The sequence below is a fragment of the Dokdonella aquatica genome, from assembly GCF_051987395.1.
Lineage (GTDB): Bacteria > Pseudomonadota > Gammaproteobacteria > Xanthomonadales > Rhodanobacteraceae > Dokdonella.
The window spans coordinates 2,916,368-2,935,228 of the sequence record NZ_CP197094.1; the positions used below are offsets into that span (position 1 = coordinate 2,916,368).

General features: G+C 69.0%; 21 protein-coding genes and 1 tRNA gene. 18 read left to right on the forward strand and 4 right to left on the reverse strand.

The features are described 5' to 3' along the window. Window positions 1–50: 50 nt before the first annotated feature. The gene (folE2, locus tag ACQQ2N_RS13065; RefSeq protein WP_440222016.1) at window positions 51–995 is read left to right on the forward strand and encodes a GTP cyclohydrolase FolE2; all 945 of its coding nucleotides are present in this window, start codon (window positions 51–53) and stop codon (window positions 993–995) included. 48 nt (window positions 996–1,043) lie between these two features. Here the strand turns inward: folE2 and ACQQ2N_RS13070 are convergent, their stop codons facing one another. From ACQQ2N_RS13070 to yidD, 3 genes are read right to left on the reverse strand one after another with little or no spacing between them, the layout of a single operon-like run. After that, window positions 1,044–1,862, reverse strand: a complete 819-nt coding sequence (locus ACQQ2N_RS13070) for a M23 family metallopeptidase (protein ID WP_440225759.1) — start codon at window positions 1,860–1,862, stop codon at window positions 1,044–1,046. Window positions 1,863–1,876: 14 nt separating this feature from the next. Then, window positions 1,877–3,211, reverse strand: a complete 1,335-nt coding sequence (locus ACQQ2N_RS13075) for a dihydroorotase (protein WP_440222017.1) — start codon at window positions 3,209–3,211, stop codon at window positions 1,877–1,879. Beyond that, window positions 3,204–3,473 (reverse strand): membrane protein insertion efficiency factor YidD, encoded by a 270-nt coding sequence (yidD, locus tag ACQQ2N_RS13080; RefSeq protein WP_440222018.1) that lies wholly within the window; start codon window positions 3,471–3,473, stop codon window positions 3,204–3,206. The genes ACQQ2N_RS13075 and yidD overlap by 8 nt, the downstream gene beginning before the upstream one ends. Before the next feature lie 116 nt (window positions 3,474–3,589). Between yidD and dksA the strand changes: the two genes are divergently transcribed. From dksA to ACQQ2N_RS13095, 3 genes are all read left to right on the forward strand, one after another. Continuing rightward, window positions 3,590–4,489 carry an RNA polymerase-binding protein DksA gene (gene dksA / locus ACQQ2N_RS13085; RefSeq protein WP_440222019.1) on the forward strand — a complete coding sequence of 300 codons (900 nt, stop codon included), beginning with the start codon at window positions 3,590–3,592 and terminating at the stop codon, window positions 4,487–4,489. 106 nt (window positions 4,490–4,595) lie between these two features. Then, window positions 4,596–5,951 (forward strand): phosphoglucosamine mutase, encoded by a 1,356-nt coding sequence (gene glmM / locus ACQQ2N_RS13090; protein ID WP_440222020.1) that lies wholly within the window; start codon window positions 4,596–4,598, stop codon window positions 5,949–5,951. Window positions 5,952–5,998: 47 nt separating this feature from the next. Then, window positions 5,999–6,934 carry an isopenicillin N synthase family dioxygenase gene (locus ACQQ2N_RS13095; protein WP_440222021.1) on the forward strand — a complete coding sequence of 312 codons (936 nt, stop codon included), beginning with the start codon at window positions 5,999–6,001 and terminating at the stop codon, window positions 6,932–6,934. Between the two features lie 16 nt (window positions 6,935–6,950). Here ACQQ2N_RS13095 and ACQQ2N_RS13100 read toward each other — a convergent pair whose 3' ends face one another. Then, window positions 6,951–7,766 (reverse strand): SDR family NAD(P)-dependent oxidoreductase, encoded by an 816-nt coding sequence (locus ACQQ2N_RS13100; protein ID WP_440222022.1) that lies wholly within the window; start codon window positions 7,764–7,766, stop codon window positions 6,951–6,953. Window positions 7,767–7,892: 126 nt separating this feature from the next. Here ACQQ2N_RS13100 and tpiA point away from each other — a divergent pair, with 126 nt between their 5' ends. From tpiA to nuoK, 14 genes are all read left to right on the forward strand, one after another. After that, window positions 7,893–8,657: a triose-phosphate isomerase gene (gene tpiA / locus ACQQ2N_RS13105; protein ID WP_440222023.1), complete on the forward strand. Its 765-nt coding sequence runs from the start codon at window positions 7,893–7,895 to the stop codon at window positions 8,655–8,657. 8 nt (window positions 8,658–8,665) lie between these two features. Beyond that, a complete protein-coding gene (gene secG / locus ACQQ2N_RS13110) occupies window positions 8,666–9,127 on the forward strand; it encodes a preprotein translocase subunit SecG (protein ID WP_440222024.1) in 462 nt (153 codons plus the stop codon). 8 nt (window positions 9,128–9,135) lie between these two features. Next, window positions 9,136–9,220: transfer RNA gene (locus tag ACQQ2N_RS13115), tRNA-Leu, on the forward strand. A gap of 73 nt (window positions 9,221–9,293) precedes the next feature. Further along, on the forward strand, window positions 9,294–9,650 hold the full coding sequence (locus ACQQ2N_RS13120) for an NADH-quinone oxidoreductase subunit A (protein WP_440225760.1): 357 nt from the start codon (window positions 9,294–9,296) through the stop codon (window positions 9,648–9,650). Beyond that, window positions 9,641–10,195, forward strand: a complete 555-nt coding sequence (locus tag ACQQ2N_RS13125; RefSeq protein ID WP_440222025.1) for a NuoB/complex I 20 kDa subunit family protein — start codon at window positions 9,641–9,643, stop codon at window positions 10,193–10,195. Before ACQQ2N_RS13120 ends, ACQQ2N_RS13125 begins: the two co-directional genes overlap by 10 nt. A gap of 8 nt (window positions 10,196–10,203) precedes the next feature. Further along, complete coding sequence (locus tag ACQQ2N_RS13130; RefSeq protein ID WP_440222026.1) at window positions 10,204–10,920, forward strand: NADH-quinone oxidoreductase subunit C; 717 nt, start codon at window positions 10,204–10,206, stop codon at window positions 10,918–10,920. Window positions 10,921–10,923: 3 nt separating this feature from the next. Continuing rightward, window positions 10,924–12,177 carry an NADH-quinone oxidoreductase subunit D gene (locus tag ACQQ2N_RS13135; RefSeq protein ID WP_440222027.1) on the forward strand — a complete coding sequence of 418 codons (1,254 nt, stop codon included), beginning with the start codon at window positions 10,924–10,926 and terminating at the stop codon, window positions 12,175–12,177. After that, window positions 12,174–12,701: an NADH-quinone oxidoreductase subunit NuoE gene (gene nuoE / locus ACQQ2N_RS13140; RefSeq protein WP_440222028.1), complete on the forward strand. Its 528-nt coding sequence runs from the start codon at window positions 12,174–12,176 to the stop codon at window positions 12,699–12,701. Before ACQQ2N_RS13135 ends, nuoE begins: the two co-directional genes overlap by 4 nt. A 9-nt stretch (window positions 12,702–12,710) precedes the next feature. After that, window positions 12,711–14,024 (forward strand): NADH-quinone oxidoreductase subunit NuoF, encoded by a 1,314-nt coding sequence (nuoF, locus tag ACQQ2N_RS13145; RefSeq protein ID WP_440222029.1) that lies wholly within the window; start codon window positions 12,711–12,713, stop codon window positions 14,022–14,024. Beyond that, window positions 14,021–16,357, forward strand: coding sequence for an NADH-quinone oxidoreductase subunit NuoG (gene nuoG, locus ACQQ2N_RS13150; protein WP_440222030.1), 2,337 nt, complete (start codon window positions 14,021–14,023; stop codon window positions 16,355–16,357). The genes nuoF and nuoG overlap by 4 nt, the downstream gene beginning before the upstream one ends. Then, the gene (nuoH, locus tag ACQQ2N_RS13155; RefSeq protein WP_440225761.1) at window positions 16,354–17,409 is read left to right on the forward strand and encodes an NADH-quinone oxidoreductase subunit NuoH; all 1,056 of its coding nucleotides are present in this window, start codon (window positions 16,354–16,356) and stop codon (window positions 17,407–17,409) included. Before nuoG ends, nuoH begins: the two co-directional genes overlap by 4 nt. 25 nt (window positions 17,410–17,434) lie before the next feature. After that, a complete protein-coding gene (gene nuoI / locus ACQQ2N_RS13160; protein WP_440222031.1) occupies window positions 17,435–17,923 on the forward strand; it encodes an NADH-quinone oxidoreductase subunit NuoI in 489 nt (162 codons plus the stop codon). A gap of 19 nt (window positions 17,924–17,942) precedes the next feature. Then, complete coding sequence (locus tag ACQQ2N_RS13165) at window positions 17,943–18,557, forward strand: NADH-quinone oxidoreductase subunit J (RefSeq protein ID WP_440222032.1); 615 nt, start codon at window positions 17,943–17,945, stop codon at window positions 18,555–18,557. Next, window positions 18,554–18,859 carry an NADH-quinone oxidoreductase subunit NuoK gene (gene nuoK / locus ACQQ2N_RS13170; protein WP_440222033.1) on the forward strand — a complete coding sequence of 102 codons (306 nt, stop codon included), beginning with the start codon at window positions 18,554–18,556 and terminating at the stop codon, window positions 18,857–18,859. The genes ACQQ2N_RS13165 and nuoK overlap by 4 nt, the downstream gene beginning before the upstream one ends. Window positions 18,860–18,861: the final 2 nt, after the last annotated feature.

Below are 18,861 nucleotides of genomic sequence, written 5' to 3' on the forward strand. Positions count from 1 at the left end.
ATGCTCCGAATCACGCCGCGTGCGCGTCCCGAGTGTTGCAGCGAGTCCCGATGACCACGAACCCGGCCCGCGTCATGCCCGATGTCGCCAACGTCGCCGAAGCCGCCGCCGGCCGCCTCGACTGGGTCGGCATGGACGAGATCGCGGTGCCCGTGCGCGTGGCCGCGCCCGACGGCAGCCTCGTGCAGGCGCCTGCGCGTGTCGCGGCCTGGGTCGATCTCGCGCGCGCGGACGTGCGCGGCATCCACATGTCGCGGCTGTACCTGCACGTCGATCGCCACCTGTCGTCCGAGCCCCTGACGCCGTGCTCGCTGCGCCGCCTGCTGCGCGACTTCCTCGATTCGCACGCCGAGCTGTCGACGCGCGCGCGCGTGTCGGTGCGCTTCGACCATCTCGTGCGCCGTCCCGCGCTGAGCAGCGCCAACAGTGGCTGGAAGACCTATCCGGTCGAACTGCACGCGCGCCTGGACGGCGGCGAGTTCACGCTCGAGCTCGTGACCGAGATCGCCTACTCGAGCACGTGCCCGGCGTCGGCCGCACTCGCGCGCCAGCTCATCCAGGAGCAGTTCGCGCGCACGTTCCCGGCCGGCGGGCCGACCGATCGCGACGCCGTACTCGCGTGGCTCGGCAGCACCGACGGCATCGTCGCGACGCCGCATGCCCAGCGCAGCAGCGCGCGCGTGCGCGTGCGCCTCGCCCCCGGCTTCGACCTGCCGATCCTCGATCTCGTCGACCTCGTCGAAGGCGCGCTCAAGACGCCGGTGCAGACCGCGGTCAAGCGCGAGGACGAGCAGGCCTTTGCGCTGCTCAACGGGCAGAACCTCATGTTCTGCGAGGACGCCGCGCGGCGCATGCAGTCCGCGCTCGAGGGCGACGAACGCATCGCCGATTTCTGGCTCCGTGCCAGCCATTTCGAGAGCCTGCACCCGCACGACGCGGTCGCGGTCGCGACCAAGGGCGTCGCCGGCGGCTACGGCGCGGCTTCGTTCGACTGACGTTCCGAGCCGCGCACACGCGCCTCCGTACCTGATCCGATCGCCCCTTCAGCGCGTGCGTTCGAGCACGAGCTGCGGATCGATGCGCACGTCGAACCAGTTCATGCCCCAGTGCAGGTGCGGACCGGTCGCGCGCCCGGTGGCACCGACCGCGGCGATCGTCGCGCCCTGTTCGACGCGGTCACCGACCTTCACGTCGATGCGCGACAGGTGCAGGAAATTCGAGCTGATGCCGTGGCCGTGGTCGAGCACGAGGGTGCCGCCCGTGAGGTAAAGGTCCGGATCGGCGAACGTGACGACGCCGGCTGCGGGCGCGCGCACGGGCGTGCCGGTCGAGGCCGCGATGTCCCAGCCCGAATGCGGCGTGCCGGGCTTGCCGTTGTAGACGCGCTGGCGGCCGAAGCGTCCGCTGGTGCGGCCCTCGACCGGACGCTGGAAGGCCTGCGTGAAATCGGTGCGCGCCTCGTCGCGGTCGCGCACCGCGGCGACGCGTGCCTGCTCGCGGCGGATGCGTTCGGCGATCGCGGGTGGCGGATCGACCGTGGCCGGCGGCACGCCGTCGACACGCTCGATGGGCCAGTCGCGCGCCGTCACGGCGATGCGCGACTGCTCCTTCGAGCCGTCGGCATGGCGCACGTCGACCGTAAGCGCGCCCTCCGCGTCGCGGCCGACACCGAACACGACCGTGCCGTAGGCGGTGACGCGCAGCATGCGTCCGGCGTAGCGGACCTCGCTGCCGGGCTCGACCTTGCCGACGACCATCGCGCCCTGAGATGCGGTTGCCGGGAACACGGCCGGCGTCGCCGCACCGGCGGACGACACGAGTGCGGCGAGGCCCGCGAGCGCGCCGGCGAGGGCGCGCGCGATCCCGTGGCCTCGCTTCAACGTGCGAACACCAGACGACGGCCGCGCACGCTGTCGTCGAGACGGCCTTCGCTCCATCCGAGCTCGCCGTTGACGAACGTCGCCGCGATGCTGCTGCGGAACGTCGTGCCTTCGAACGGCGACCAGCCGCACTTGGACAGCACCTCGTCGGCGACCACCGTGTGCGGCGTGTTCGGATCGACGATGACGAGATCGGCGTGGTAGCCCTCGCGCAGGAAGCCGCGCTCGTGCACGTCGAACAGCAGCGCCGGCGCGTGGCTGGTCGTCTCGACGACGCGCTCGAGCGTGAGTTCGCCGTCGAACACGCGTTCGAGCGCGGCCTGCAGCGCGTACTGCACGAGCGGCAGGCCCGACGGCGCGCTCGTGTACGGATTGGCCTTCTCGGACGCGAGGTGCGGCGCGTGGTCGGTCGCGAGCACGTCCAGGCGCGTCTCGGCGAGCGCACGCACGATCGCCTCGCGGTCGGCCGCGGTCTTGATCGCCGGATTGCACTTGATGCGGTGGCCGAGGCGGTCGTAGTCGGCGTCGCTGAAGTGCAGGAAGTGCACGCAGGTCTCGGCGGTGATGCGCTTGCCGGTGATCGGGCCGGGCTCGAACAGCGCGAGCTCGTCGGCCGTGGAGATGTGCAGCACGTGCAGGCGCGTGCCGTGGCGGCGCGCGAGCGAGATCGCGAGAAGTGTCGACTTCATGCAGGCTTCGCGGGAGCGGATCAGGCCGTGCTGGTTGGCCGGGATGTCGTCGCCCCAGCGTTCGCGTGCGGCGGCCTCGTTCGCCGAGATCATCGGCGTGTCCTCGCAGTGCGTGATGATCGGCGTCGGTGCGTCGCGGAAGATCGCATCGAGCGTGGCGGGGTTGTCGACGAGCATGTTGCCTGTCGAGGCGCCCATGAACACCTTGATGCCGGGCGCGCTGCGCGGATCGAGGCGCTGGATGTCGGCGAGGTTGTCGTTGGTCGCGCCGAGGTAGAACGCATAGTTCACGCGCGAGCTGCGCGCGCCGCGCGCGTACTTGTCGGCGAGGGCCTCCGCGTTCACCGCGGGCGGCTTGGTGTTGGGCATCTCCATGAAGCTCGTGATGCCGCCGGCGAGGCAGGCACGCGACTCGCTCTCGATGTTGGCCTTGTGCTCGAGGCCCGGCTCGCGGAAGTGCACCTGGTCGTCGATCATGCCGGGCAGCAGCCAGCGCCCGCGGGCGTCGTAGACCTTCTCGTTGGCGCCCGCGGCGAGGCTGCCGGCGATCGCCTCGATGCGGCCGTCGCGCACGCGCACGTCGCCGTGGAAGCGTTTGCCTTCGTTGACGATCTCGGCGTTGGTGATGAGCCAGTCAGTCATGGGGGAGTCCGGGGGCAGGGTGGCGGCATCCTCGCGGATGCCATCGGAATGTCTCGGGAACGGGATCGAGCCCACCGTCGCAGAGGGGTTGGCAGCGCAACAGGCGATGCATGGCGAGCCAGCTGCCGCGCAGCGTGCCGAAGCGCGCGACCGCGACGCGTGCGTAATCCGAGCAGCTCGGATGGAAGCGGCAGCGCGAGCCCAGCAGCGGGCTGATCCAGCGCTTGTACGAGGCGAGCAGGAAGAGGATCGGGCGGGACACGGAAGGCCAGGCTCGTCGTGCGCCGCGACGGGGGCGCAGCCGCCGGAGGCGCGGTTGCCGGGGCAGGGGACTTAGGCTATAACACCCGGCCGCCGGGTCACAAGGCTAGGACTGATATGGCGAAGACGACGCAGAAGACTGGTAAAACCACCGCCGCGACCAAGACGGCCACGCGCTCGAAGACCGCCGCCAAGCCGGCTCCGAAAACCGCCGCGAAGCCGACCCGCTCGACGCCCGTGGCGGCCTCGAAGACCAAGCGACCGCTGGTCGACAAGACGCCGCCCGCGAAGAAGGCCGAACCCAAGAAGGTGTCGCGCGTCGTCCCGGCCAAGACCGCCGCCACGCCGGCCCCGAAGACCGCCGCGAAGCCGTCCGCGAAAAGCGCCGGCCACGCGACCGCAACACCGGCGTCACCTGCGCCGCGCAGCGTGGCAGCTCCGGCGCCGCCTCCCTCGAAGCCCTCGAAGCCCACCGTGATCGATACCAAGTCCAATTCTTCCAGCGCCAAGCCGACCGCCTCCAAGGCGCGTGCGGTCGCCGCCCCCTCCGCCGGCACCGACGGCGTGACCATGCAGGACGGCCGCTACGCGCTGCCGACCACCACGCGCATCGACCTGCCGAAAGGCTACAAGCCCTCCGCCAAGGAGGAATACATGAGCCCGATGCACCTCGAGTTCTTCCGCCGCAAGCTGCAGACGTGGCGCGAGGACCTCGTGGAGGAGTCCAAGCAGACGATCGAGAACCTGCGTGACGAGGTCCGCGATGTCGGCGACGAGGCCGAGCGTGCCACGCGCGAGACCGAGAACTCGCTCGAACTGCGCACGCGCGATCGCTACCGCAAGCTGATCGCCAAGATCGACAAGGCGCTCAAGCGGATCGAGGAAGGCCGCTACGGCTACTGCGAGGAAACCGACGAGGAGATCGGCATCGACCGCCTCGAGGCGCGCCCGATCGCCACGCTCTGCCTCGACGCGCAGGAGCGCTGGGAGCACCGCCAGAAGCAGATGGGCGACTGAGTCGCCCGGGGCCCGGCCCCCGCGGACCGCGCCTGCGGTCCGCCGTCCGGCACGGCACACGCCGACGCGGCGGTGCCCCGATCCCGATCCCCTTTCGAGCCGGCCCATGTCCGACCGCAAGTACTTCGGCACCGACGGCATCCGTGGCCATGTCGGCCAGTGGCCGATCACCGCCGACTTCATGCTCCGCCTCGGCCGCGCCGCGGGTGCGGTATTCGCACGCGGCGGCGAGAAGCCCGTCGTGCTGATCGGCAAGGACACTCGCGTGTCCGGCTACATGTTCGAGTCCGCGCTCGAGGCCGGCCTGCTCGCCTCGGGTACCGACGTGCGCCTGCTCGGGCCGATGCCCACCCCCGGCGTGGCCTATCTCGTGCGCTCGCTGCGTGCCGATGCGGGCATCGTCATCAGTGCCTCGCACAACCCGCACCAGGACAACGGCGTCAAGTTCTTCTCGGCGATCGGCGAGAAGCTCGACGACGAAGTCGAACTCGCGATCGAGGCCGAACTCGACGCCGAGTTCTCGACGGTCGGCTCGGCGACGATCGGCAAGGCCATGCGCATCGACGACGCCTCGGCGCGCTACCTCGAGTTCTGCAAGTCGACCGTGTCGCGCGCGTTCCACCTGCACGGTCTGCACGTCGTGCTCGACTGCGCGCACGGCGCCACCTACCAGATCGCACCGAAGATGTTTGCCGAACTCGGCGCGCGCGTGACCGCGATCGGAAACCGCCCCGACGGCCTCAACATCAACCGCGAGGTCGGTTCCACGAGCCCCGCCGCGCTGCAGCGCGCGGTGGTCGAGCACGGCGCCGACATCGGCATCGCGTTCGACGGTGACGGCGATCGCCTGCAGATGGTCGATTCGACCGGACGTCTCGTCGACGGTGACGAACTGCTGTGCATCCTCGCCCACGACTGGCATGCGCAGGGTCGCCTGCGCGGCCCGGTGGTCGGCACGCTCATGAGCAACTTCGGCCTCGAACGCGCGATGGCCGACCTCGGCGTCCCGTTCGAGCGCGCGCGCGTCGGCGACCGCTACGTCATGCAGGTGCTGCGCGACAAGGGCGGCGTGCTTGGTGGCGAGACCTCCGGTCACCTGTTGTGCCTGGACCGTGTCAGCACCGGTGACGCGATCGTCGCCGCGCTGCAGGTGCTCGAGGCACTCGCGCGCGCCGGCCACGGACTCGCCGATGCGACCGCGCGCATGCGCAAGATCCCGCAGACCACCGTCAACATCCGTGCCGCCGGTGGCGCCGCGCTCGTCTCGGACGCGAAGGTGCAGGCCGCACTCGCGCACGTGCAGGGCGAACTCGCCGGCATCGGCCGCGTGGTGCTGCGCCCCTCCGGGACCGAGCCGCTCGTGCGCGTGACCGTCGAAGCCGAGGATGCCGATCTCGTCGCGCGCCTCGTCGACGGCCTCGCCGACGCCGTGCGTGCCGCCGCGGCCTCGCGCGCGGCCTGAGCATTCCCGTTCCGCCCGATCGACCGCTCCCGAAGGATGGCAGCCCGATGAAGAAGGTCCCCACGCTCGACATCCGTCGCTACGACAGCGACCGCGAGGCATTCGTCGCCGAGATCGGCGCGGCCTACCGCGAGTTTGGCTTCTGCTGCATCAGCGGCCACGGCATCGCGCGCGAGGCGATCGACGGCGCCTACGACGCGTTCCAGCGCTTCTTCGCGCTGCCGCCCGAGGTCAAGATCAGGTACCACGTGCCCGGCAGCGGCGGCGCGCGCGGCTACACGCCGTTCGGCATCGAGACGGCGAAGGATTCGCGCCATCCCGACCTCAAGGAGTTCTGGCACGTCGGCCGCGAGATCCCGCGCGACTCGCGCTTCGCCGACGTCATGCCGCCGAACCTGTGGCCCGACGAGGTGCCCGGCTTCCGCGAGTACGGCTACGGCCTCTACGAGGCGCTCGACGATCTCGGCACGCGCGTCCTGCGTGCGCTCGCGCTGCACATCGGCCTGGCCGAGAACTTCTTCGAGGACAAGACCAACGTCGGCAACTCGATCCTGCGCCCGATCCACTACCCGCCGATCACCGCGACCGACATCCCCAACGTGCGCGCCGGCGCGCACGAGGACATCAACTTCATCACGCTGCTGGTCGGCGCGAGCGCCGAAGGTCTCGAGGTGCTCACGCGCGAAGGCAGCTGGCTGCCGATCACGACCGAGGGCGACGCGATCGTCGTCAACATCGGCGACATGCTGCAGCGCCTGACCAACCACGTGTACCCGTCGACCACGCACCGCGTGGTCAATCCGCAGAACGACAATGCGCGCAAGCCGCGTTATTCGGTGCCGTTCTTCCTGCATCCGAACCCCGACGTCGTGCTCGACGTGCTGCCGTCGTGCGTCGACGCCGACAACCCGAAGCGCTACGACACCTCGATCACGGCGCACGAGTACCTCATGCAGCGCCTGCGCGAGATCAAGCTGATCTGATCGCGCACGCCCGTGCTCAGTCGGGCGCCGCCTTGCGGAACTGCCGCGAGCGGCGCCCGATCATGCGCAGTGCCATGCGGTCGGGCAGCAGCTTGAACATCGTCTTGATGAGGCGGTTCACGCGCCCGTTCACGAGCACCGCCTCGCCGCGCTCGACCGCGTCGAGGCCTTGCGCGACGACCGTGTCGGCATCCATCCACATCCAGCGCGGCATCTTCGACATCAGCTCGCGCGAGCCGGTCACGTCGTGGAACTCCGACCACGTGAAGCCCGGGCACAGTGCGCAGGTGTGCACGCCTTCGTCACCGTACTCGAGCGTGAGCGCCTGCGAGAGCTTGACGAGGTAGGCCTTGGTGCCCGCGTAGAGCGTCTGGCCCGCCGATCCCGGTACGTGCCCGGCCAGCGACGCGACGTTGACGATGCGGCCGAAGCCGCGCTCGCGCATCGCGGGCAGGAAGCGGTGGCAGAGTTCCGTCGGCGCCGTGAGCAGCACCTGCAGGAACGCCGCATGGGTCTCCCACGGCTGCGACAGCAGGTAACCGGTGACCCCGTAGCCGGCATTGTTGACCAGCGTGCCGACGAAGATCCCGCTCGCCTCGAGTTCGGCCTGCAGCGTCGCGGGGGCGTGCGGATCGGCGAGGTCGCAGGGCAGCACGACGACCTCGATGCCGTGCGCCGTGCGCAGCTCGGCAGCGAGCGATTCGAGCCGGTCGGCACGGCGCGCGACGAGCACGAGCGGCGTGCCGCGCGAGGCGAGGGCGCGTGCGAACGCGGCGCCGATGCCGGCCGACGCGCCGGTGACGAGGGCATGGCCTCGGGAAGGGGCGGGCATCGTGGCTCCTCGGGCGGTGGAGCCGCGAGCGTACCGAAAAAACCGCAGGCCACGCCGGCGGTTTGCGGGCGCGCGGCACGGTCGCTATCCTTCGCGACCCTTTTTCGAACCGTGCAGGTCCCCGACATGCGCCGCAAGCTCGTCGCCGGAAACTGGAAGCTGCACGGTTCGCGCGCGCTCGCCGCGGAGCTGTGCGGCGCGCTCGCCGCGCATCCCGCCGGCATCGACATCGCCGTGATGCCGCCGTTCCCGTACCTCGGCGAACTCGTCGCCGCGCACGGCGGTGGTCGCCTCGCGTTCGGCGCGCAGGACGTCAGCGAGCATGCGCAGGGCGCGTTCACGGGCGAGGTCGCCGCGGCGATGCTGCGCGAGGTCGGTTGCCGCTACGTGCTGGTCGGCCATTCCGAGCGCCGCCAGCTGCACGGCGAGACCGACGCGGTCGTCGCGCGCAAGTTCATCGCCGCGCAGGCTGCCGGCCTGGTGCCGGTGCTGTGCGTGGGCGAGCTGCTCGAGCATCGCGACGCGGGCGAGACCGAGGCCGTCGTGGCGCGCCAGGTCGAGGCCGTCGTCGAGGCGGCGGGCATCGCCGCGTTCGCGGATGCCGTGGTCGCCTACGAGCCGGTCTGGGCGATCGGCACGGGCCGGACGGCCACGCCGGGGCAGGCCCAGGAGGTTCATGCATTCGTGCGTGACAAACTGGGGAGACTCGATGCTAGAATAGCGAGCTCGCTGACCATCCTTTACGGGGGAAGCGTGAAGGCCGCCAACGCAGCCGAGCTGTTCGCCGCACCCGACATCGATGGCGGGTTGATCGGCGGAGCCTCGCTGGTGGTGTCCGAAATCCTTGCGATCTGCGACGCCGCTTCCGCGGTGGCGCGACAGGTGTCCTGAAGATCCACATGATCACGATCGTTGCCCAAGTCTTCTATGTCCTCATCGCCATCGCGATGATCGCGCTGATCCTCATGCAGCGCGGCGCGGGCGCCAATGCCGGTTCCGGCTTCGGCGGCGGCGCGTCGGCGACCGTCTTCGGTGCCCGTGGCTCCGCGAACTTCCTTTCGCGCAGCACGGCGGTACTTGCCAGTTTGTTCTTCCTGCTCAGCCTCGGCATGGGCATTTATCATGGTCGTCCCGGTGCGGTAAGCTCCACGGATGATCTCGGTGTGATGTCCGGTGCGGTGGCGCCCGCGGCATCCGAGGTTCCGGCTCCAGCCCCCACGGGCGACGTGCCGGCACCTGCGGCGACTCCGGCAACGGATGTCCCGGCACCGGAGCCTGCCGATTCGGCGGTCACGCCGGCCCCCAAGGCCGACGAGCCCGCCCCATCGAAGTCCGATGAGAAGGGGAAGGACGGAGCTTGACAGGCGTTGCCCAGGTGGCGGAATTGGTAGACGCACTACCTTGAGGTGGTAGCGGCGAAAGCTGTGGGGGTTCGAGTCCCCCCTTGGGCACCAAATTGCAGGTAACCGTCGTTGCCACCCCAGGTGGGGTGGCAACCGCTGATGCGCGACGAGCGCGGAGGTGCGTGTGATATCCGAGTATTTTCCCGTACTGCTGTTCCTTGCAGTCGCCGCCGTCATCGGCATCGCCCTCCTGGTCCTCGGCAACGTGCTCGGCCCCAAGAAGGCCGTGGCCGAGAAGCTCGCGCCGTACGAATGCGGCTTCGAGGCGTTCGAGGACGCCCGCATGCGTTTCGACGTGCGGTATTACCTTGTCGCGATCCTGTTCATCCTGTTCGATCTGGAAGTCGCCTTCCTGATCCCGTGGGCCGTCGTCTTCGAGGACGTCGGTCTGCCGGCGCTCGTCGCGATGGGCATCTTCCTGCTGATCCTCACGGTCGGCTTCATCTACGAATGGAAGAAGGGGGCTCTCGAATGGGAGTGATCGACACCGTCAGCCGGGTGATGCACAACCCGGACCCCGTCAGCCTCGTCGACGACATCCTGCGTCCCGGTGACGACAACCCGCTGCTCGAGCGCGGCTTCGTCACGGCGCGCGTCGACGACCTCGTCAACTGGGCACGCACCGGTTCGATGTGGCCGATGACGTTCGGCCTGGCCTGCTGCGCCGTCGAGATGATGCACGCGGGCGCCGCGCGCCTCGATCTCGACCGCAACGGCGTGATCTTCCGCCCGTCGCCGCGCCAGTCCGACGTCATGATCGTGGCCGGCACGCTGGTCAACAAGATGGCCCCCGCGCTGCGCAAGGTCTACGACCAGATGCCCGAGCCGAAGTGGGTCATCTCGATGGGGTCGTGCGCGAACGGCGGCGGCTATTACCACTATTCCTACTCGGTGGTGCGCGGCTGCGACCGCATCGTGCCCGTCGATGTCTACGTTCCCGGTTGCCCGCCGACCGCGGAAGCGCTGATCCACGGGATCCTGCAGCTGCAGAAGAAGATCCGTCGTACCAACACGATCGCACGCTGAGCACCGGCATGAGCGAACCGACTTCCCTTGCCCGCCTGCTCGCGGAGCGTTTCGGCGACCAGCTCGTCTCGGTCACCGAGTCCGTGGGTGAAACCACCATCGAAGTGCTGCCCGGGCACTGGCTCGCGGTCGCGCGCACGCTGCGCGACGACGCCGCGTTCGCGTTCGACGTGCCGATCGACGTCAGCGGCGTCGATTACCTGAGCTACGGCGACACCGAGTGGGACACCAGCGACGTGTCCTCGCAGGGCTTCTCGCGTGGCGTCGAGGGCGAAGGCCCGGGCCGCTTCCGCTGGGACGACCGCCCGCGCGACACCGCGATCCCGCGCCGCTTCGCCGTCGTGGTACACCTGCTCTCGCTCGAGCGCAACGCGCGCCTGCGCATGCGCGCGTTCTGCGCCGACGACGAGCTGCCCGCGGTGCCCTCGCTCGTCGAGGTGTGGCCCGGTGTGGACTGGTTCGAGCGTGAGGCGTTCGACCTGTTCGGCATCGTCTTCGAAGGCCATCCGGACCTGCGCCGCATCCTCACCGACTACGGTTTCGTCGGCCACGCGTTCCGCAAGGACTTCCCGCTCATCGGCAACGTCGAGATGCGCTACGACCCCGACAAGAAGCGCGTCGTCTACGAACCCGTGTCGATCGAGCCGCGCGTGCTCGTGCCGCGCACGATCCGCGACGATTCGCGTTACGAACAGGCTGCGGCCGAACGCAAGGCGGGGAAGTAGGCCATGCAGGAAATCCGCAACTACACGATGAACTTCGGGCCGCAGCATCCCGCGGCCCACGGCGTGCTGCGCCTCGTGCTCGAGATGGACGGCGAGACCGTCGTGCGCGCCGATCCCCACGTCGGCCTGCTGCACCGTGGCACCGAGAAGCTCGCCGAGTCCAAGCCGTTCAACCAGTCGATCGGCTACATGGATCGCCTGGACTACGTCTCGATGATGTGCAACGAGCACGCCTACGTGCGTGCCATCGAGAACCTGCTCGGTCTTGAGGTGCCCGAACGCGCGCAGTGGATCCGCACGATGTTCGACGAGATCACGCGCATCCTCAACCACCTGATGTGGGTGGGCACGAACGGCCTCGACCTCGGCGCGATGGCGCTGTTCCTGTACGCGTTCCGCGAGCGCGAGGAACTCATGGACTGCTACGAGGCGGTGTCGGGCGCGCGCATGCACGCGACCTACTACCGTCCCGGCGGCGTCTACCGCGACCTGCCCGAGCAGATGCCGAAGTACAAGGAATCGCGCTGGCACAAGGGCAAGGACCTCGCCCAGCGCAACGCCTGGCGCGAAGGCTCGATGCTCGACTACCTCGACGCGTTCTGCGCGGACTTCCCGACCAAGGTCGACGAGTACGAAGAGCTGCTGACCGGCAACCGCATCTGGAAGCAGCGCACGGTCGACATCGGCGTCATCTCGCCCGAGCACGCCAAGGCCTGGGGCATGACGGGCCCGATGCTGCGTGGCTCCGGCATCGCCTGGGACCTGCGCAAGAAGCAGCCGTACGCGAAGTACGCCGAGGTCGATTTCGACATTCCGGTGGGCGTCAACGGCGACTGCTACGACCGCTACCTCGTGCGCGTCGAGGAGATGCGCCAGTCCAACCGCATCATCCAGCAGTGCGTGGCCTGGCTGCGCGCGAATCCGGGTCCCGTGATCGTCCAGAACTACAAGGTCGCCCCGCCGAAGCGCGAGGAGATGAAGGACGACATGGAAGCCCTCATCCACCACTTCAAGCTGTTCACCGAAGGCTACTGCGTCCCGGCCGGCGAGACCTACGCCGCGGTCGAGGCGCCGAAGGGCGAGTTCGGCTGCTACCTCGTCTCGGACGGCGCCAACAAGCCGTTCCGCGTCAAGCTGCGCGCGCCGGGCTTCGCCCACCTGTCGTCGATGGATTCGATCGTGCGCGGGCACATGCTCGGCGACGTCGTCGCGATGATCGGCACCTACGACGTGGTCTTCGGGGAGATCGACCGATGAAACCGACCGGTACCTGGAACGAGATCCGCGACATCGACCCGATGGCGCTGCTCAGCGAGCACACCCGCGAGCACATCGAGCACTGGATCGCCAAGTTCCCGCCCGACCGCAAGCGTTCGGCGCTGATCCAGTCGCTGTTCGCGGCGCAGGAGCAGAACAACGGCTTCCTGACCGACGAGCTCATCGTCGCGGTCGCGAAGTACCTCGACCTGCCGCAGGTGTGGGCGTTCGAGGTCGCGAGCTTCTACTCGATGTTCGAGACCAAGCCGGTCGGCCGCAACAACGTCGCGATCTGCACGAACATCTCGTGCTGGCTCAACGGCGCCGAGGACCTCGTGCGCCACTGCGAGAAGAAGCTCGGAACGAAGCTCGGCGAGTCCACCGCCGACGGCCGCATCTACCTCAAGCGCGAGGAAGAGTGCCTGGCCGCGTGCTGCGGCGCGCCGATGATGGTCGTCAACGGCCACTACCACGAGAACCTCGACACCGCGAAGGTGGACGAGATCCTCGAAAAGCTGAAGTGAGCACCTGAGATGGCCGTCGGTCCCGCCCCGCAGGAACACCAGGTCGTCTACACGACCCTGCATTTCGACACGCCGTGGTCGCTGGAAAGCTACCTCAAGGTGGACGGCTACAAGGCCTGGAAGAAGATCCTCGCCGAGAAACCCGACCCGGCGACGCTCATCGACGAGATCAAGAAGAGCTCGCTGCGCGGCCGTGGCGGCGCCGGTTTCCCGACCGGCCTGAAATGGTCGTTCATGCCGCGCACCGCGCCGGGCCAGAAGTACATCCTGTGCAACTCGGACGAGTCCGAGCCGGGCACCTGCAAGGACCGCGACATCCTGCGCTTCAACCCGCATGCGGTGGTCGAAGGCCTCGCGATCGCGTGCTACTGCACGGGTTCGACGGTGGCCTACAACTACCTGCGCGGCGAGTTCCACCACGAGCCGTTCGAGCACTTCGAGCTTGCGCTCAAGGAAGCCTACGCGGCAGGCCTGCTCGGCAAGGACATCGGCGGTTCGGGCATCGACGTCGACATCCACACTGCGCTCGGCGCAGGCGCCTACATCTGCGGCGAAGAGACCGCGCTGATGGAGTCGCTCGAGGGCAAGAAGGGCCAGCCGCGCTTCAAGCCGCCGTTCCCGGCGAACTTCGGCCTGTACGGCCGCCCGACGACGATCAACAACACCGAGACCTACGCCTCGGTGCCGGCGATCCTCAACAAGGGCGCCGACTGGTTCCTCAACCTCGGCAAGCCGAACAACGGCGGCCCGAAGATCTTCTCGGTGTCGGGCCACGTCAACAAGCCCGGCAACTACGAGATCCGCCTCGGCACGCCGTTCTCCGAGCTGCTCGAGATGGCCGGTGGCGTGCGCAACGGCAACAAGCTCAAGGCGGTGATCCCGGGCGGCTCGTCGATGCCGGTGCTGCCGGCCGAGACGATGCTCGCGACCACGATGGACTACGACGCGATCCAGAAGGCCGGCTCCGGCCTCGGCTCGGGCGCGGTCATCGTCATGGACGAGACCACCTGCATGGTGCGCGCCTGCCAGCGCATCGCGCGCTTCTACTACGCCGAGTCGTGCGGCCAGTGCACGCCGTGCCGCGAAGGCACCGGCTGGATGTACCGCATGCTCACGCGCATCGCCGAGGGCAAGGCCGAACACGGCGATCTCGAGATGCTCAAGCAGGCCGCCGGCCAGATCGAGGGCCACACGATCTGCGCGTTCGGCGAGGCCGCCGCGTGGCCCGTGCAGGGCTTCCTGCGCCACTACTGGCACGAGTTCGAGTACTTCATCGAGCACAAGCGTTCGATCGTCGACGCGCAGATCGGAGTCGCCGCATGAGCGCGCAGCCGGCCAACCCGAACACGCCGCCCGACCACGTCGCGATCGAGATCAACGGCCGCGAGACGTTCGCGCCTAAGGGCTCGATGATCATCCAGGCGGCCGACAAGCTCGGCATCTCGATCCCGCGTTTCTGCTACCACGAGAAGCTGCCGATCGCCGCCAACTGCCGCATGTGCATGGTCGAGGTCGAGATGGGCGGCCGGCCGATGCCCAAGCCGCAGCCGGCCTGCGCGACCCCGGTCGCCGACGGCATGAAGATCTTCACGCAGTCGCAGCGCGCCCTGTCCGCGCAGCGCAACGTGATGGAGTTCCTGCTCATCAACCATCCGCTCGACTGCCCGATCTGCGACCAGGGCGGCGAGTGCGAGCTGCAGGACCTCTCGATGGGCTACGGCCGCTCGGTGAGCCGCTTCGTCGAGCGCAAGCGCACGATCCCCGACGAGGACCTCGGTCCGCTCGTCGAGACCGAGATGACGCGCTGCATCCAGTGCACGCGCTGCGTGCGCGTCATGGCCGAGGTCGCGGGCACCTACGAGCTCGGCGGCATGGAGCGCGGCGAGCGCCTGCAGATCGGCACCTACGTCGGCAAGCCGCTCATGAGCGAGCTGTCGGGCAACGTCATCGACGTGTGCCCGGTCGGCGCGCTGACCAACAAGGCGTTCCGCTTCAAGGCACGCGCGTGGGAGCTGCTCGCGCGCGAATCGATCGGCTACCACGACGCGCTCGGCTCGAACCTGTGGCTGCACACGCGCCGCGGCGAAGTGCTGCGCACGGTGCCGCGCGACAACGAGGCGATCAACGAGTGCTGGCTGTCGGACCGCGACCGCTACAGCCACGAGGGCGTCTACGCCACCGATCGTGCGAAGCGTCCCCTGGTCAAGCGCGACGGCACCTGGCACGAGGTCGACTGGGACGAAGGCCTGCGCGCGGCCAGCGAGGCGCTGCGCGGCGTGCCGCGCGGTGCGCTCGGCACGCTCGTGCAAGGCGCCACGTCGACCGAAGAGGGCGCGCTCGTCGCGCAGCTCGTGCGCGCGCTCGGCCACGACGCGATCGACCATCGCCTGCGTCAGCTCGACCTGTCCGACGGCGCCGCCGCGACCGCGTTCGAGATGCCGTTCGCCGAGATCGAGAAGGCCGACGTGGTCGTGCTGGTCGGCTGCCAGCCGCGCCGTGAACTGCCGCTGCTCAACGTGCGCCTGCGCAAGGCGGTCAAGCACGGCGCGAAGGTCTACACGGTCAACGTGCTCGACGGCGACGCGACGTTCCCGCTCGCCGGCAAGCGCATCGTCGCGCCGCAGGCGTTCGTCGACGCGTTGCTGTCGCTCGGTCGCGCCGCCGGTGCGGCATCGACGGGCGGTGCGTTCGCCGATGCGCTCGCGCAGGCCGGTGACGACGAGGCTTCGGAGGCGATCGCCGCCGCGCTTGCGGGCGCCGGTTCGTCGGTCGTGATCCTCGGCGAAGCCGCCACGACGCATCCGCAGGCCGCCTGGCTGCGCGCTGCCGCACGCCACGTCGCGACCGCGACGAACAGCGCGTTCGACGAGATCCCGCTGGCCGCCAACGCCGTCGGCCTCGCCCGCGCCGGCGTGCTGCCGCGTGGCGAAGGCGGCGACGTGCGCGCCCAGCTCGCCGCGCCGCGTGACGGCTACCTGCTCTACAACGTCGACGCGCCGGCCGATTTCGCCGACGGCGCGCAGGCCTGGTCCGCGCTCGCCGCGGCCCCGACCGTGGTCGCGTTCTCGGCCTACGCCGGAAGCGCGCTGCGCGAGGTCGCCGACGTGATCCTGCCGATCGGCCTGCTGCCCGAGATCGATGCCACGCTGACCAACCTCGACGGCATCACCCAGGTCGTGCGTCCCGGCACGAAGCTGCCGGGCGATGCACGTCCGGGCTGGCGCGTGCTGCGCGCGCTCGGTGCGGCGCTCGCGCTCGACGGCTTCGACTTCGTCGAGATCGCCGAGGCGCGTGCGCGCATCGCCGACGTCGCCGCGACGCCGCTGCGTGCGCCGGGTGCGCGTGCAACGACCGACGCCGCGGCTGGCCTCGTGCGCATCGCGACGAGTGCGATCTACCGCACCGACGCCGTGCTGCGCCGTTCGCCCGCGCTCGCCGCGCATCCGCTCAACCGCGGCGCGCGCCTCGTGCTGCATCCGCAGGACGGCCTCGCGCTCGGCATCGGGCAGGGCGGTTCGGCGCGCATCGGTGAAGCCGCGTTCGCGGTCGAGCTCAGCACCGAGGTTCCGGCCGGCGCGGCCTGGCTCGAGGCCGGTTACGACGACACCGCCCTGTTGCCGCCGTACGGCGCGACACTGACGATTGCGAGGTCCTGAGCGTGTTCGATCCCCTGCGCGACATCCTGCTCGGGTACGGCAACACGGGTCTCACCGTGTGGGTGCTCCTGAAGATCCTCGCCATCGCCGTGCCGGTGATCATCACCGTGGCGATGTTCGTGTACTGGGAGCGCAAGGTCATCGGCTGGATGCACGCGCGCATGGGGCCGAACCAGATCGGCCCGCTCGGTCTGCTGCAGGCCTTCGCCGACGTCTTCAAGCTGCTGTTCAAGGAAGTCCTGCGCCCGGACGCCGCGAACAAGACGATGTTCTTCCTCGCGCCGCTGATCGCGCTCGTGCCGGCACTCGCCGCGTGGGCCGTGGTGCCGTTCGACGCGGGCGTCGTGCTGTCGAACCTCAACGTGGGCCTGCTGTTCCTGCTCGCGATGACCTCGATGGGCGTGTACGGCATCATCCTCGCCGGCTGGGCCTCGAACTCGCGCTACGCGATGCTCGGTGCGATGCGCGCGGCCGCGCAGACGGTCTCCTACGAGATCGCGATGGGCTTCGCGCTGGTCAGCGTGCTGATCCTCTCGGGCAGCCTCAACCTGTCCGAGATCGTGCTCGCGCAGAAGGGCAGCAAGGGCCTGTTCGACTGGTTCTGGCTGCCGCTGCTGCCGATGTTCGTCATCTACTTCGTGTCGGGCGTGGCCGAGACCAACCGCGCGCCGTTCGACGTCGCCGAAGGCGAGTCGGAGATCGTCGCGGGCTTCCACGTCGAATACTCGGGTTCCGCGTTCGCGATCTTCTTCCTCGCCGAATACGCGAACATGATCCTGATCGCGTTCCTCGCGTCGGTCCTGTTCCTCGGCGGCTGGCTGAGCCCGTTCCCGGAATCGTGGGGCTTCCTCGGCGCGCCGGGCTGGTGGTGGACGTTCGCCAAGGCCTTCTTCTTCTCGTTCTTCTACCTGTGGTTCCGCGCGTCGTTCCCGCGCTACCGCTACGACCAGATCATGCGCCTGGGCTGGAAGGTGTTCATCCCGATCACGATCGTGTGGGTCGCCGTCGCGGCCTGCATGAAGTATTTCGGCTGGGTCACCATCGGTGCATGAGCGAGCCAAGGAACCTCAGCAAGCCATGAACAGCGTCGTCCGATACCTCAAGAGCCTGCTCCTGCTCGAGCTCCTCGCGGGCTTGCGCCTGACCTTCGGCTACATGCTCAAGCCGAAGTACACGATGCGCTATCCCGAGGAGCACATCCCGAAGTCGAACCGCTTCCGCGGTCTGCACGCGCTGCGCCGCTACCCGAACGGCGAGGAGCGCTGCATCGCGTGCAAGCTGTGCGAGGCGGTGTGCCCGGCACTCGCGATCACGATCGACTCGGCCGCGCGCGAGGACGGCACGCGGCGCACCACGCGCTACGACATCGACCTCTTCAAGTGCATCTTCTGCGGCTTCTGCGAGGAGTCGTGCCCGGTCGATTCGATCGTCGAGACGCACGTGCACGAGTACCACTTCGAGAAGCGCGGCGAGAACGTCGTGACCAAGCTGCAGCTGCTCGCGATCGGCGACCGCTACGAGGGCGAGATCGCCGCCGCACGCGCGCAGGACGCGGCGTTCCGATGAGCACGAGGGGAGAATCCAGGTGACATTCGAGCTCGTCTGTTTCTACGTGTTCGCGGCGGTCGCCGCGGCGGCCGCGCTCGCGGTCATCAGCGTGAGGAACCCCGTCGTCGCGGCGCTCAGCCTCGTGCTGACGTTCTTCTCCATGGCCTGCGTGTGGCTGCTCGCCGAAGCCGAGTTCCTCGCCGTCGCGCTCGTGCTGGTCTACGTCGGCGCGGTGATGGTGCTGTTCCTGTTCGTGGTCATGATGCTCGACATCGAGCTCGTGCCGCTGCGCGAGAGCGCCTCGCGCTTCCTGCCGATCGGCGTCGCGGTCGCCGCCGTCATGCTCGTCGAGATGCTCATGCTGATCGGCGTGCGCAGCCTCAAGGTCGAGCCGATCGCCGACCCGGCCGCCACCGCAGGGCTGTCGAACATCGAATGGCTCGCGCGCTCGCTGTTCACCGACTACCTGCTGCCGTTCGAGGTCGCCGCGCTGATCCTCACGGTAGGCCTCATCGCCGCGGTGCCGCTCACGCTGCGCCACCGCGTAGGCGTCAAGAAGCAGAACCCGTCCCGCCAGGTGCAGGTGCGCCGCGAGGACCGCCTGCGCATCGTCAAGATGGCGGCCGAGACGAAGCAGGGGGAGTCGCCGTGATCACGCTCGCGCATGTCCTGACGCTCGGCGCGGTGCTGTTCTGCATCGCCGTCGCGGGCATCTTCATCAACCGCAAGAACGTGATCGTGCTGCTCATGTGCATCGAGCTCATGCTGCTCGCGGTCAACACGAACTTCGTCGCGTTCTCGCGCTTCCTCGGCGATCCGGCCGGGCAGGTGTTCGTGTTCTTCATCCTCACCGTGGCCGCTGCCGAAGCGGCGATCGGTCTGGCGATCCTCGTCGTGCTGTTCCGCAACCGCGCGACGATCGACGTCACCGACATCGACCGCCTGAAGGGTTGAGC